This window comes from Hymenobacter jejuensis (assembly GCF_006337165.1).
Lineage (GTDB): Bacteria > Bacteroidota > Bacteroidia > Cytophagales > Hymenobacteraceae > Hymenobacter > Hymenobacter jejuensis.
Window position 1 is genome coordinate 2,796,084 of the sequence record NZ_CP040896.1, and the last position, 13,531, is coordinate 2,809,614.

The 13,531-nt window shown below is 56.7% G+C and carries 12 protein-coding genes, 1 tRNA gene and 1 riboswitch; of the genes, 6 read left to right on the forward strand and 7 right to left on the reverse strand.

The window, feature by feature from the left end:
- The first annotated feature begins 42 nt into the window (after window positions 1–42).
- Window positions 43–1,002 (forward strand): glycoside hydrolase family 43 protein, encoded by a 960-nt coding sequence (locus FHG12_RS11485; protein WP_139515862.1) that lies wholly within the window; start codon window positions 43–45, stop codon window positions 1,000–1,002.
- Between the two features lie 232 nt (window positions 1,003–1,234).
- Here FHG12_RS11485 and FHG12_RS11490 read toward each other — a convergent pair.
- Window positions 1,235–1,307: transfer RNA gene (locus tag FHG12_RS11490), tRNA-Gly, on the reverse strand.
- Between the two features lie 164 nt (window positions 1,308–1,471).
- On the opposite strand from FHG12_RS11490, the gene FHG12_RS11495 reads away from it, so the two are divergent.
- The 3 genes from FHG12_RS11495 to FHG12_RS11505 all read left to right on the forward strand — a co-directional run bounded on the left by FHG12_RS11495 (window position 1,472) and on the right by FHG12_RS11505 (window position 3,779).
- Window positions 1,472–1,699, forward strand: a complete 228-nt coding sequence (locus FHG12_RS11495; protein WP_139515863.1) for a hypothetical protein — start codon at window positions 1,472–1,474, stop codon at window positions 1,697–1,699.
- A 39-nt stretch (window positions 1,700–1,738) separates the two neighbouring features.
- Window positions 1,739–2,275, forward strand: a complete 537-nt coding sequence (locus FHG12_RS11500) for a GNAT family N-acetyltransferase (protein ID WP_139515864.1) — start codon at window positions 1,739–1,741, stop codon at window positions 2,273–2,275.
- A gap of 184 nt (window positions 2,276–2,459) precedes the next feature.
- Window positions 2,460–3,779: an alpha/beta hydrolase family protein gene (locus FHG12_RS11505; protein WP_139515865.1), complete on the forward strand. Its 1,320-nt coding sequence runs from the start codon at window positions 2,460–2,462 to the stop codon at window positions 3,777–3,779.
- 71 nt (window positions 3,780–3,850) lie between these two features.
- Here the strand turns inward: FHG12_RS11505 and FHG12_RS11510 are convergent, their stop codons facing one another.
- From FHG12_RS11510 to FHG12_RS11525, 4 genes are all read right to left on the reverse strand, one after another.
- A complete protein-coding gene (locus tag FHG12_RS11510) occupies window positions 3,851–6,049 on the reverse strand; it encodes a B12-binding domain-containing radical SAM protein (RefSeq protein WP_139515866.1) in 2,199 nt (732 codons plus the stop codon).
- 106 nt (window positions 6,050–6,155) lie between these two features.
- Entirely contained in the window at window positions 6,156–7,601 is a 1,446-nt protein-coding gene (locus FHG12_RS11515; RefSeq protein WP_139515867.1) for a hypothetical protein, read from the reverse strand.
- A gap of 110 nt (window positions 7,602–7,711) precedes the next feature.
- On the reverse strand, window positions 7,712–8,287 hold the full coding sequence (locus FHG12_RS11520; RefSeq protein ID WP_139515868.1) for a helix-turn-helix domain-containing protein: 576 nt from the start codon (window positions 8,285–8,287) through the stop codon (window positions 7,712–7,714).
- Window positions 8,288–8,292: 5 nt separating this feature from the next.
- On the reverse strand, window positions 8,293–8,634 hold the full coding sequence (locus tag FHG12_RS11525) for a hypothetical protein (protein WP_139515869.1): 342 nt from the start codon (window positions 8,632–8,634) through the stop codon (window positions 8,293–8,295).
- 273 nt (window positions 8,635–8,907) lie between these two features.
- Here FHG12_RS11525 and FHG12_RS11530 point away from each other — a divergent pair, with 273 nt between their 5' ends.
- Window positions 8,908–9,183, forward strand: coding sequence for a hypothetical protein (locus FHG12_RS11530; RefSeq protein WP_139515870.1), 276 nt, complete (start codon window positions 8,908–8,910; stop codon window positions 9,181–9,183).
- A gap of 89 nt (window positions 9,184–9,272) precedes the next feature.
- Here FHG12_RS11530 and FHG12_RS11535 read toward each other — a convergent pair whose 3' ends face one another.
- Window positions 9,273–10,361, reverse strand: coding sequence for a DUF5074 domain-containing protein (locus FHG12_RS11535; RefSeq protein WP_139515871.1), 1,089 nt, complete (start codon window positions 10,359–10,361; stop codon window positions 9,273–9,275).
- 35 nt (window positions 10,362–10,396) lie between these two features.
- A complete protein-coding gene (locus FHG12_RS11540; RefSeq protein ID WP_139515872.1) occupies window positions 10,397–12,373 on the reverse strand; it encodes a TonB-dependent receptor plug domain-containing protein in 1,977 nt (658 codons plus the stop codon).
- 146 nt (window positions 12,374–12,519) lie between these two features.
- Window positions 12,520–12,742: riboswitch (cobalamin riboswitch) on the reverse strand.
- 151 nt (window positions 12,743–12,893) lie between these two features.
- On the opposite strand from FHG12_RS11540, the gene FHG12_RS11545 reads away from it, so the two are divergent.
- A complete protein-coding gene (locus tag FHG12_RS11545) occupies window positions 12,894–13,493 on the forward strand; it encodes a DNA-3-methyladenine glycosylase (protein WP_139515873.1) in 600 nt (199 codons plus the stop codon).
- The last annotated feature ends 38 nt before the right edge of the window (window positions 13,494–13,531 follow it).

Genomic DNA, 13,531 nt, shown 5'->3' on the forward strand with positions numbered 1-13,531 from the left:
GCTTCCCATTTTTTGCTTTGCTTCTGCTTACCACGTAGCTCCATGAAAAGTACCTTGCTCGTCGTCGCCCTGCTGGCCTTGGTGGCCTACCTGCCCGTGCGGGCGCAAAACCCGATCATCCGAGATGTATTTACGGCCGACCCGGCGCCGCTGGTGTACCGCGACACACTATTTCTATACACCGGCCACGACACGGCTTCGGTGCAGGAAACCAACTACAAGATGCCCGACTGGCGCATCTACTCCACCACCGACATGGTGCACTGGAAGTCCTACGGCAAATGCCTTTCGCCCAAAACCTTTGCCTGGGCCACCGGCGATGCGTACGCGGCACAGTGCGTCTACCACAACGGCAAGTTCTACTGGTTTGTGTCTACGTTTCATAAAAAAGACGACCACAGCCAGGGTGGCGCGGCCATTGGCGTAGCCGTGTCGGACCGCCCTACGGGGCCGTTCCGGGATGCCATTGGCAAGGCCTTGATTGTCAATGAGATGACTAAAGACAAGCCGCACGCCTGGGACGATATCGACCCCACCGTTTTCATCGACCATGACAAGCAAGCCTACCTGTACTGGGGTAACGGCAGCTGCAAGTGGGTGAAGCTCAAGGACAACCTGATCGAGCTGGCCAGCCCCATCACCACCTTTACGCCCAAAAACTACATCGAAGGGCCCTGGGTGTACAAGCGCAAAAAGCTGTACTACCTCGTGTATGCCAGCGTCGGCACCAAGCCCGAAATGATAGAGTATTGCACGGCCCCCAGCGCCACCGGGCCCTGGACGTACCGGGGCATCATTCAGGAAAACGTGCCCAATAGCTTCACGACCCACCCCGGCATCATCGACTACAAGGGCAAGAGCTACTTTTTCTACCACAACGGCGCCCTGCCCACCGGCGGCAGCTACCGGCGCTCCATCTGCGTGGATGACTTGCACTACAACCCGGACGGTACCATCCAGAAAATAGTGCAGACCACTAACGGGGTAGTACCAGCTAAGTAACGCATATCACTTCCCAAGGCCTAGTTGCAGATATAGGACTCCTGCTGGCAACAATACTTCCGCCTAAACCTTACTTGCTCAAGATTGATAATTCAAATCAACAGGATACACTTATAAAGCAACCACATTAAGGATCAAACCTGCAGTAGGCAGGTTTGATCCTTAATGTGGTTGTATAAACCAAAAACAAATCGGCCACCCAGCATTGCTGTTAAGTGGCCGATTTTAAATGAGCGAGAAACGAGGTTCGAACTCGCGACCCTCAGCTTGGGAAGCTGATGCTCTACCAACTGAGCTACTCTCGCGAAATGCTTGGTAAGACAAAAATACACGGCTTAAATCAATTTGCAACTGGCGCGCGTATCGCATGCGGTCGGCTTCGGCATCGGGCCGTCAGATTTTCGTACTAAGTTTGGTACGTCAAGCGGCCCCGGCCGCTGTTGTTTTCCAATCAGTAAGCGCGCTTCCCATGGCTACACCTCCTTACAGTCGCAATCGCGGCATTTTATACTTGGCGGCAGGCTTGTTGCTGCTCATCGTGCAGGGGCTGCGCATCCCACAGTATTACACCGACTGGGAAACCGGTGCGCTGGATACACCACGTTTCGTGCTGAGCCTGGTTTTTATCGTATTTGCCTTGTACATGCTGCGGGCCGGCTGGCAAATGTTGCGGCACAAAGATGATCTGATTGATTAAATAATCATTTGATTATCAATAGTATACAAAGCATCTGTAATGTCTTCGCCACTCCGTATCTCGGTGCCCAAACGCAGTGCTGCCACTGCGGCCGTGTTGGCAAACTTGGGTCGCCAAACCTTTCACGAAACCTTTATCGCCGACAACAACCCCGAAGACATGGCTGCTTACCTAGCCGAGAATTTTGGGGAAGAACAGCAACTCGCCGAACTTCAGAATCCCGATACGCTGTTTTTGCTGGTTCAGATGCAGCAGCAACCCATCGGCTACGCCAAGTTGCGCTTCAACTCTCCTTTGGGCCTGGAACCAGGGAAGAAGCCCGACAATCGCCTGGAAATTGAGCGATTGTATGTGTTGCAGGACTGGATCGGGACGGGCTTGGGCGCCACTCTGATGCGCCGCATTCTGGACGAGGCACGCGCCAAGGGCTGCCGCTCGGTGGTGCTTGGTGTGTGGGAGCGCAACGTGCGCGCCATCGAGTTCTATAAGCGCTTTGGCTTTCGGCAAATCGGCAGTCACGAATTCCGGCTAGGCAACGATATACAGACCGATCTTATTCTTCGTAAGGGTCTGTAAATCAATATATTGTATTTATAGATAATTATAGGATTCTGCCCTTGCCGCAGCGCCTGCCGCAGACGTGGCGCCGGCTCGCTACCTTTGCCTATTGTCCATCAACCCGCTTCTTGTGAGAAAAGACAGGCTCGCTTGTACGCTTTCCTCGTTCCGGCCAGCGGCTGGGCTCCTTTGGTTACCAATATTGGCATTGCTCGCTGCCAGCGGCTGTACCCCCGATCGGCCCAAGCTGCCGCTGCCCACCGGGCACTACGAAGGCACGCTCACCTACCAAGGCACGGAGGCGCGGGTCGCGTTGGACATGCGCGAACCGACGCCGGATCACTTGCAGGCCGATTTTCGTTTTTTGGAAATGGGCCTGAGCTTTCCGGCTCAGAATCTGCGCTTTAACGCGCCGCTGCTGCACTTCGAGCAGCGACCCGGCCAGAAACAAGGCAACATGGTGGTGGAAGCCGTGCAGGAAGGCGATTTCTGGCGTGGCAATTTCAAAATCGATACGCTGAAAGCCGACCTGTTGCTGGTGCGCCGTGGCAAAGCCGATCCGCGCCCATACCGCGAGCAGCCCGTGCGCTTTCGCAGCGGCAACCTGACGCTGCGGGGTACCCTGTTGCTGCCCAACGACACTTCCTTTCAGCATGCGGCCGTGGTGCTGCTGCATGGTAGCAGTACGCCCCACCAGCGCGACCTGTATTCGTATGCCGATTTGCTGGCTCGCCGCGGGTTCGCGGCCCTCGTTTATGATCGTCGTGACGCCGCTCTGCCAGCTGGTCAGTTGCCCGAATACAGCCAAGAAGATTTGGCTACCGATGCTTTGGCCGCTGTGCAAGCCCTTAAAAAACAACCCGATATCGATTCTACTCATGTTGGCCTGTGGGGCATCAGTCAAGGCGCGCATGTTGCAGCCATTGCCGCCTCTCGTCCGGGCCGGTCAGTGGCTTTTGTAGTCGCTTTATCGGGGCCGGGCGTACCCTATGCCGACGTTGAGCGTTTTCAAAATGCCAGCCGGTTGCGCGAACATGACGTGTCGGCCAAGGATATGAAGCAGGCTGCGAAAGCATTCGACCAGTTGGTGCGCTTCGTGCACGGCGGTGGCGAAAGTGATACCACGCAGCTGCACGAAACGCTCACTGAAGCTTGGCAACAGCCGTGGGCCCAGTACACCACACTGCCCCGGCGGGTACCGACTCCTGCCGAAATCAAAACGCAGCTGCGGTGGCGCCAACTCGACCTAGACCCCAGAGCAGCCTGGCAGCAAGTCAAAGTGCCGGCACTATTGGTTTACGGCAGCGCCGACGAGCGTTTCGATGCCAGTGAAAGCGCCCGCCGGCTGCGAAACGTAGTCGGCTACAAGCAGGGCTCGACAGTAAAAGTATACTCAGGCGCAAACCACGAGCTGATGTTGCCCGGCGGCTTAACCAAAGAAGACAAATGGGAGTGGCCCCGCCCCGCGCCCGGCTTCGTGGACGATATGCTGGGTTGGATGCGTGCCCGCACAGCTCAGTAACGATGAAGACATAATTTATTGATAATCAATAAATTATGTTTCTGGCATGATCGGCCCTCTGGAAATCGGCTCTACAGAATCAGCAAGCCTTTTTCGCGGAGCAACAGCCACACCGGCGACGTCAAAAAAGCCTCGAACGACATGCCCGCGGCGCTCACAGGAAAGGAGGCCGCTGCTTCTTTCAACAACAGCTTGGTTTCGTAATCGTGGGCAAGTTTGGTAAGCAATTCCAGCAGCCATTGCCCGATGGCGTCCGATGTTTTCACCTCAAAATCTTCGGCTTGTTCATAGAATGTGAGCGTGGCGCGTGCTCCTTTTTTGCCTTCCGTAATCTCTAAATCGGGGGCATTGCCAAGCCAAAATAAGCGTAGGTTTTGCTTGGCACTGTCGGGCTTACTTTCGGTTTGCAGGGCTTGTTGAATAAGCTGGCGCGGTACCGTGGGGCGCGGCACCCGGAAATCAAACCAGAATTGCAGCGGCTCGTTGAGGGCTACTCCGTGCATGTAGTTGTACAAGGCCTTCGCCAAACCCGGACCAAATTGCTCGTGATCGGTACCGGTGGGGTCGTCGTGCCAGAGGTCGTTCCACGCAAAATCGCCCGGCTCCGGGCCGATGGCGGCTACTTTGTATTTCGCGGGGTTCTTGCCTACCGGGCTGTGCGCCGTCATGGAGAAGCGGTGCCAATAACCCGATTGCACAATGCCTGCCGCCAAGAGCTGCCGCACAACTTCTAGAGAATCAACGGTTTCCTGCGTAGTTTGAGTCGGGAAGCCGTACATGAGGTAAGCGTGCACCATGATACCTGCCTGCGTGAAGCCATCGGTTACGCGCGCAACTTGGGCAATCGTGACGCCCTTTTCCATCAAGGTCAACAGGCGATCTGAGGCAACTTCCAACCCGCCCGACACCGCAATGCACCCAGACGCGGCCAGCAAGCGGCACAGATCAGGCGAAAAAGTCTTCTCGAAGCGAATATTGCCCCACCACGTAATGTTGACGCGGCGGCGCAGCAACTCCACGGCCAAGTCGCGTAAGGCGAGGGGTGGGGCCGCTTCGTCGACGAAGTGAAAGCCGGTTTGCCCCGTCTGCCGCACAATTTGCTCGATGCGGTCGACAAGTAAAGTCGCCGGCGCCGTTTCGTAGCGCGAGATGTAGTCGAGGGTTACGTCGCAGAACGAGCACCGCTTCCAATAGCAGCCATGGGCTACTGTTAGCTTGTTCCAGCGCCCATCGCTCCAGAGGCGGTGCATGGGGTTAAGTACCTCAATTACTGATAGATACTCGGTGAGCGGGAGGTCGCTGTAGTCGGGAGTTCCTACCTCGGGGTGCGGAATATCGGCATCGCGGCAGGCGTTGAGGTACTGCACTTGCCCTTGGGCATCGCGCAGGAAGGTGCGCTGCAAATCCTCCTGCGCGCGCTGTCCTTGCAGGTGCTCCAGCAACCGGAGCCACGGCCCTTCGCCATCGTCAAGGGTCAGATAATCAATGTAGTCGAAGAAGCGAGGCTCGCGAATTTGGCGCAGCTCAGTATTGGGGTAGCCACCGCCCATGAGTGTTTTTACCTGCGGACGCTGCTGCTTTACCCGGCCAGCCAAGCGCAAGGCCCCGTATAGGTTGCCCGGAAATGGGACCGTAAAGCCCACAACGTCGGGCTCGGTACGGGCTACCAGTTCGTCGAGTAGCTCCAACAGCATCTCGTCCAGTAAGTTAGGCGCAGCTTGCAGGGCTTCGTACAACGGCTCGAAGCTTGTAGCCGACATGGCTAGCTTTTCGGCGTAGCGGCTGAAGCCAAACTGTGGCCCAACGGTTTCCTTGATCAGGTCGCCGAGGTCTTCGAGGTACAGCGTGGCCAAATGGCGGGCCTGGTCGGTGAGGCCCATCGTGCCGAAAGCGCTTTCCAGGTCGGCCACGTTGTCGAAACGGGCGGCTTCGGGCAAAAAGCGGCTGTGGCAAATGCGCGGCGCAAGCGTGTTATCCTTGTTTTGTAGGAATTTTATAACTGGCTCAATAGTAGCTAGATAGCTTTTCTGCAACCGCAGCATCCGGCGGGAGTTGTCGCTCAGGGAATATGCTCCCTGTTCGATTTCGGCAAAGACGCGCTGTAACCCGGCTTTTGAAAACAGCTTCAATACCAGCTCCAAGCCCAAGTCGGCTTGCGTTACGGAGTAACCGCGTCCGCCCAAAAAGCCCTTCAGGTATGCCGTGGCCGGATACGGCGTGTTGAGTTGCGTAAGCGGGGGCGTAATGAGCAGGATATGAGGAGATTTCACGACGGCATAACAAAGCAGAAGGCAAAGATACTCCCGTCGGGAAGGATTAACCGGAATTTAGCATTGCGCGGCGCTAGGTGTACTGCTGAAGCTGGTAGTTGGGCCTCTACATCTTCATCTTGCCCATGCTCATAAACGGCGCATTCAGGCGCAGGTAAACTTCCGCAGACACCGGAGTTTTTCCGTAATAGCTACGTATTTGATTGTCAGGACGATACACTGAGCCTTGGGCGCCTATGTGCAGTTCGGGGCCGTTCTGGCCGAGCTGGGCAAGGCGGTAGTTGGCCCCCAGTGTAAGAGCGTGAATGTTGTAGGTGGGCTCCGTTTGGTCGTGCGGGATGGCTAGCTCTTCGGCGTCCTTCTGAACAAATTCGTAGCGGCCGTAAAAGGTCGGTCGGCCAAGCGTAAGGTTGGTTTCGGCCAAAACCGAGTGTTCCTTCCCGTGATCGGATTTATTAAGGCCCCAGATGAGCGACGAAGCCACGAAATGGTAAGCGCCCCACGTGCGGCTGTGCAACACGGCGGCGGTGGTGCGCGTCACGTCTTCATCGGGGCGTAGCTGCTCTGGGCTTTTTACGTAAGCACGACCAACTTCCAACGACAACTCTTCGGACGGGTTCCACAGCAGGCGACTGGCCCATGAGTTGGCACGCGGCCGATCGAAGTTGTAACGATGCTCGTCGGGCTCGCGGCCGGTGAAATTGGAGCCTTCCAGCTTAAACTGCTTGTAGCGCACCCCAAACGTGGCTACGCCAAACGTGATGTGCGTGGCATCTACCCAGTGGTGCCCAAGCGGAGCATCGGGGTTAGGCATGGCCGAAAGTCGGTGCATAAACGCTGTAGGCCCAACAGCGGGCTCACCCGGATACCCTAAATACAGGCTCAAATCCAGGTCTTTGCTGAGGGCGTGCGTGTAGCCAATGCTTAGGGCCGAAAACAGATCGTGCGGGTGTTGCCGGTCGACGAGCGGCTTCCCTTTGTAGGCTTCGCCCGATTGGAACAGCAGCGGGTAGCCGTTCGCGCCTTCGGTAAGCGGGTCGAGCGAGATCATGGCGGTCAGGTTGAGCAAACCGCGTTGCCCGACGTTGCGCTGGGCCATGGTCATAAACCAGTTGGGTGCGTCGAAGGTGCGGCCGCCGCGCTGGCCGTTTTCCCGGCCGATGTTCTGGTTGGTGTAGCGCCCAAAAACGGCGCCGTGATACATGAGCATCCAAGGGCCTTTGTGCTGCATCCACATGTACATGGGCGTTGCATCGGGTTGCCACGCCGTGCCGGAACCGTTGCGCGACATGGGCAGATTGCGCGAGTAAGCGTGCGACATGTTCATGTCGCCGTGGTCGCTATGCTGCATGGTTGTGTCGCCGGACATATCCATTGTACTCATGTCCATGCCCGGCATGTGTTGGTGCTGGGCTGGCTGCGCAGCATGCACAGTGTCGGTGGGAGACGTGGCCGGCTGCTTCGGCATCTGGTACATTTCGTGTTGCGCCCATGCGGGCAGCGAAACACTAATCAGCAGCAAAAAGGCAAGTAGAAGAACTGAAAGCCGCATAAAACAGAATTGGGGTATTCGAAAGGAAATTACCCTTCAAATACCCCAATCGGTAGCAACTAGTTATACAGAATTCTACTGCATAACGTGTAAGCTTTTGTGCGACGTACCTAGCTCGCGAGTTTATCCAACGACAGGCGCTTGGGCATCATATCACGGCGGAACTCGCTTACCGAGCGGCCGGTGACTTGCCGAAATTGGTTGGAAAGGTGCTGACCGCTGCTGTAACGCATTTGGTCGGCTATCTCGCTAAGCGTCAGTTCGCCGTAGCTCAACATCTCCTTAACGCGCTCGATTTTGAGGCGAATGAGGTATTTCTCAATGGTAAGATTGGCAGTGCGCGAAAATACCTTGCTCAGGTGCGAGTACGTCGCCGCAAACCGATCGGTGAGGAAGGCCGAGGTGGTAAGGGGCATGCGCGCCGTGCGCAGGTGCTCCAAGTATTCGGCCAGCGCGCCTTTAATCTGTTCGGTGAGCTGTTCGCCCCGGCCCATGAGCAGGTCGAAACCAGCTTCGCGCAACATAGGAGCCACCGCGGCCGGATCGGCGGGGGTGGTGCGGTCGAGCTGCGCTTGGCCTAGCGTAACTTGTGTAGGGCGATACCCAGCTTGCTCTAGCAGATGGTGTACAGCCTCTATGCAGCGGGGGCACACCATGTTTTTGATATGTAGCAGTGTCGTTTTCACAAGATTTATTTTTGTTCCAACCTAGAAGTAGTGCGAGTGTTTTTGCGAGCGGTAGGAGGTGCCGCCGTACGCGGCCGCCGAAGCGGCTTAGCCGGAGCTTCTACCCAACCTTTCCCAAACCAACTGCCTGATGCCCAGGTAACAAAGGGCACCACGCCTAAAAAAGTGACTGCCAATAGCCAGAAAAATACGAAAAACGCCCAGAACAGCCTCGAAAAAAAGTGGTCCTGAACACCAAACAGATACGCGATCAGCACCAAGGCCAGCAAAAACCCAGTGCCTGCCAAAATAGCCGTGTGCCGCAGCAAAGGCCGGTAAGAAGCAGGAAGGGCGTTTAGCAGGCTCATATACGGAAAGCGAACAACAAATATAAGACTTCCTCTACTCTCGCAATCGGCGGTAGCTCAGGGGCTAAGGTAGCGAATGTCTAATATAGCACTTTTCAACTGATGATGGTTGACCACCCGACGGCAGTTGATTTGGTGCGGAAAAGCCGGGAACGTAGCTCCTGCCAAATTAGGTTCCTGGACTTTGTCGTATTCGATAAAAACCACGTCGTCTGGCAGCCGTACCACGTACTATACCCGTATGATCCTTCTCCCTGCAAAACGCCCTTCCTCATGAAAACTCCTCTTTTACCCCGGCTGATGGCACTCGCGATAGCAGTGACTAGCCTTTCTGTATCTTCTTGTAGCACAGGCACTTCCGAAGGAAGCGCCAACGTAGAACGCGGCCACGACAAAGAATTTGTCAACAACAACACGCAACAGACGCGCGGCAACGATTCGAATACCAACGGCAAAGCTGCGGACACGACCAAAGTAAAAACCGGTCAGCAAGTATACGACCAGACTACGGAGCGGAAAGATCGCAACGGCGATGGCCTAGCCGATTAAGCATTGACTCGGCTAAAACACAAAAAGCCCTCCCATTATTGTGGGAGGGCTTTTTGTGTTTTGAGTGGATTGTGATAACCAGTTGACTTTTAATAGAATATAAATCCGTTGGGAAGCAGATTGACGTTGAAAGAGTCAATAGCTGTGCCGTTGGCCTGGTAGCGAATAAACTTGCCGGCGGCGGTGTAAGGCGCCACCGAGCCGTAAATGGTGTTGTCCTGCGGGTCGATGCCGAGGCCGTAGAAGCTGCGCCGTATGAGAGGGGTAGCGGGTAAGGCTGCGTCCGTGGTGCTCATGCGGTATACGCCGCCTTTGTAGCTATAGTAGAGTTGGTCGGCGGCGCCGTTCAGGTGCAGCCCGCTTGGGCTGCCGGCAAATGGCAGCACCGTCGGCGCAGTTGGGGCGGCGGGTGAGAATTTGATCAGGTTGCCGGGCGTTGAGGAAATGACCGCGTACGGTGCCGAAGTCTGGTACCGCGTGATGCCGGTGCACAGTACCCAGATGTTGCCTGCTTTGTCCTGCACCAAGTCGCTGGGACCATCTTGCACGCTGATGGCGCTCTCCACGGCGTCGGTAGCGGGGTTGATAACGCTCAGGGTATTTTCGTCGGAGTTGCTTACATACACTTTGCCGTTGGCCAGCAGGAGGTGCTCCGGCTGCCGCCCCACGGCTATGGTTTTGGTGATGGTATTGGTGCGCAGATCAAGCACGGCAACGCGCCCCTGCTCACCGCGTTTCACCCATTCGCTCACGTAAGCCTTGTCAGCGCTGACTGCTACGGCGTAGCGTGGCTGCTCCAGCCCGGTCACCGTCGCCACCGATTGAAACGTCGTCAGATTCACGACTTCCAACTTCTTGCTGTTGTTGGCCACGATGTAGCCGCGGTTGCCCACCACCAACATCGACTGCGCCACGTCGCCCAGCTCGCGTTGGTTGACGGTGTTGAAAATGTGGTTGTCGACGACAGTGCGGGACGTTTTGCTGAACAGGCTTACCTCGGCATTGGGCGTACCGAAGGCGCCTTCGTTGAGCACGAATACATTGCTGCCATCTTTGGTCAGATTATAAAGCGGCGCTGCGGCTTCGTCGGTATCGTTGCAGCTGAAAACTGTGAATGCGCCAACGCCAACCAAGAGGGCGCGCGTCAGAAAAGAGGGGAAGTGGTGAGTGCGGAACATAACGCTAGAAAAGAGGAAAGGAGATAAAGGAAAGGTTAGTGCCAGGCCACGCGCACGCTCAGTAAGCCCCAGCAAGGTGGCATAGCCCGGAATTCGTAGTTCTGGTAAGTGCGGTTGGTTAGGTTGTAGCCTTGGGCCAACGCCGTCAGCGACCACGTGGGGGCCACATGCAGCGTGCGCCCTATGGTGGCGTTCAGCAGTACATAGGAGGGCAAGGTCGTTGCAGTGCTATAGGTGCGGCGCTCGCCCGTAAATGTCAGTGACGTAGTGAGTTGCCAGCCCCGCCACGTATGGTCGGTGGTGAAGGCTGCGGAATGCATGGGCACGTAAGCCAGCTGCTGCCCCATCGGGTTGGGGTCGTCGGCGTAGCCCCGCACCTTCTCCGACTGCGTAAGCGCATAGCTGGCCCGCGCCAACAGAGCATAAGCGCCCGGATGCCACTTGGCCTGCGTGCTGGCTTCTAGGCCTTGCGCCCGCACCTTGCGCACGTTATGCGGCGTGCTGCCGCCCGTGATCGGGTCGCTGAGCCATTCCACCCAATTGTCGACCAGCTGCCGATAAGCTGTAAGCTCGGAGTGCAGTGCAAGCTGCGGCGTTAGCGACACCTCATGGCGCAGCCCCCCCTCATAGCCCATGCCGTCTTCCGGAAGAATATTAGGGTTGCCAGTCGGCCAGTAGCGCTCGTTGAGCGTCGGCGCCCGGTAACTGCGTGAGGTGCTAGCCTTTATTGTAAATAATTGATTATAAATGTGATATATATTCCATTCGGCGCCTGCTGTTGGGGCCAGCGGCGGCCGACGATTGGGCACCATCGTTTGGCGCAGATTGAGCGTCAGGCGTACTTCTGGGCGCGGGTCGTAGCGGAATAGTGCGTAACCCGAATACCGATTTTCCGTCTTCCGGCCGTGGTAGCCATCTACCTGCGCTGCAAAGTGTTGGGCTTCTATGCCCAACCGTAGATTGGCTTTGGCAGCGAAGTTGAGCGTGTGATCGGCCTGCAACTGAGTGGTTTGGACGCGCGAATTGCTGACCAGCCCGATCTGCTGGTAGTTGAGCACATCGTCGAACCAAGCCACGCGCACGCCCGTTTCGTGGCGGCTCGCTACATGCCGATAGCCCGCCAGCAGCCGTCGGCTCTGGTCATGCTCGCGTGCTTGATTGTTGCTGGAACCAATGGCAGGCTGAATCTGGCGGTTGGCGTCGGTGAGCCAAGCCGCGGCCGTGAGTTCGCTAGCTTGGCCTAAGCGCAGCGTAATGTCCTGGGCAAAGCTGCCTTGGCGAATGGCCGCACTTTGCTGGCGGTGGCGCACCAACCCCCTGAACTCACGGGCATAGTATGGAAAATCGTTTTGCGCTTCCCGGTAAGTAGCCGATGTGCGCACCGCAATTTTCTGATTGCTGAAGCTGCCCTCCAAGCTGCCCGCGCCCAGGCCAAAGCTGCCAGCATCAAGCTGCACACTAGCCCGTGGCCCGGCGCCCCACACAACCGGCGACGACAGCAACACGGTCCCGCCAATGGCGGCCGTTCCGTATGCGGCGCTGGCCGGTCCGTGCTGAACTTCCACGCGGGTGTTGCCGCTCACGGGCAACAGCGAAAAATCGGTCTGGCCAAGCGTCGGCAGGCCGATGTTGAAGCCATTCCAGAGTACGGCTGTGTGCTGCGCCGAAGTGCCCCGAAATGAAATAGAAGATAGCTGCCCCGGGCCGTAGTTCTTGATGTACAGCGGCGTGCGTGCGGCCAATACATCGGTAAGGGTGCCCGAACGATATTGAGCAAGCGTGGCAGAGTCAATGCTGGTTACGCGGCTGCCCACGGCAAAGCGGCTGAGGGGCACAGCCTGCACCCGAACGGCAGGCAGCACGTGCTCGCCGGCCAAGCCTACTGAATCGGGCGCAATCGGATCGGCGTGCTGCGCCTGTGCGGGGCAGACTCCCGTCAGGCACAGGAATGTGCCAAGCGCACCTAGCAGCTTCACCGATGCTAACCGACCGAATCCACGCGTATTAATCATCCGAACCAAATTTTCAATCGGTGAAAATTCAGTTCAGAACCCCGCTCAGGTCCGAAAACCCTGCGAAGCCGAGGCCGAAAACAGGAAAACCGACGGCCAGGCCGCCAACTGCATTCATTCTCCGCCTTTCACCCGAAAGCGCTGAACATAAGGGAAATGCATAGGCAGGTCTCCTGGCTCGCTTCAGATGGGCCGCCTTCCCATTTCTCCGGTTTTCCAAGCGAAAACCATCAACGAAACAGTGGCAGCGGAATGGCCCACCTACTCTTAAAGCTTACAGTTGCGGGGACAGCTCCCGATTCACACGGGATTCCCTTTTCAGCCTCGCCCCACAATCGGGGTCTGGCCACCTATACAGCCGCAAAGGTAAGCAGCAAATTTGGGTTGCTAGTCAACTGCGGAATTTGCAGGCCATAGTTACCCAAAAGCACCAGTTTACGTTTGTGCTTTTCACGTGCATGCGATGGCCGCCGTGTTATCTGCCGTCCTAACCTGAACTTCCCACCCCGATTTTTGCCAAGTGAAGCTTACCAGCGAATTCTACCAGCGCCCCGATGTAGTACAGATCGCACGTGACCTATTAGGTAAGTATCTGTATACCAATATAAATGGTGTGCTTACGGGCGGGCGCATCGTAGAAACGGAGGCCTACGCCCATCTCAACGACCAAGCTTGTCATTCGCATTTGGGGCGCTACACGGCGCGTACCAGCATCATGTACGAGGCCGGCGGAGTAGCTTACGCCTACCTTATTTACGGACGCTACACGCTGTTCAACATCATTACCAACAAAGCCGGCAAAGCCGATGCCGTCCTGATTCGGGGCCTCGAACCCACGGAAGGCATCCCGGAAATGCTGCTTCGGCGGGGACTGACCAGCGTTTCGTCGAAGCTAACTGCCGGGCCGGGGTTGCTGACGCAGGCCCTGGGAATTACTACCAAACACTACGGCACCGATCTGACCGGCAACCTGATCTGGCTGGAAGACCACGGAGAATCGGTACCAGAAGAAATGGTCCGCACCAGTCCGCGCGTCGGCATTGATTATGCTGGTCTTGATGCCGCCCTGCCTTGGCGCTTTCGCGAATTAGGTAGCAAATGGACAAGCCCTGCTAAATAGCATTGTTATAACTGCTTGATTATAAATAGGTCACGAAA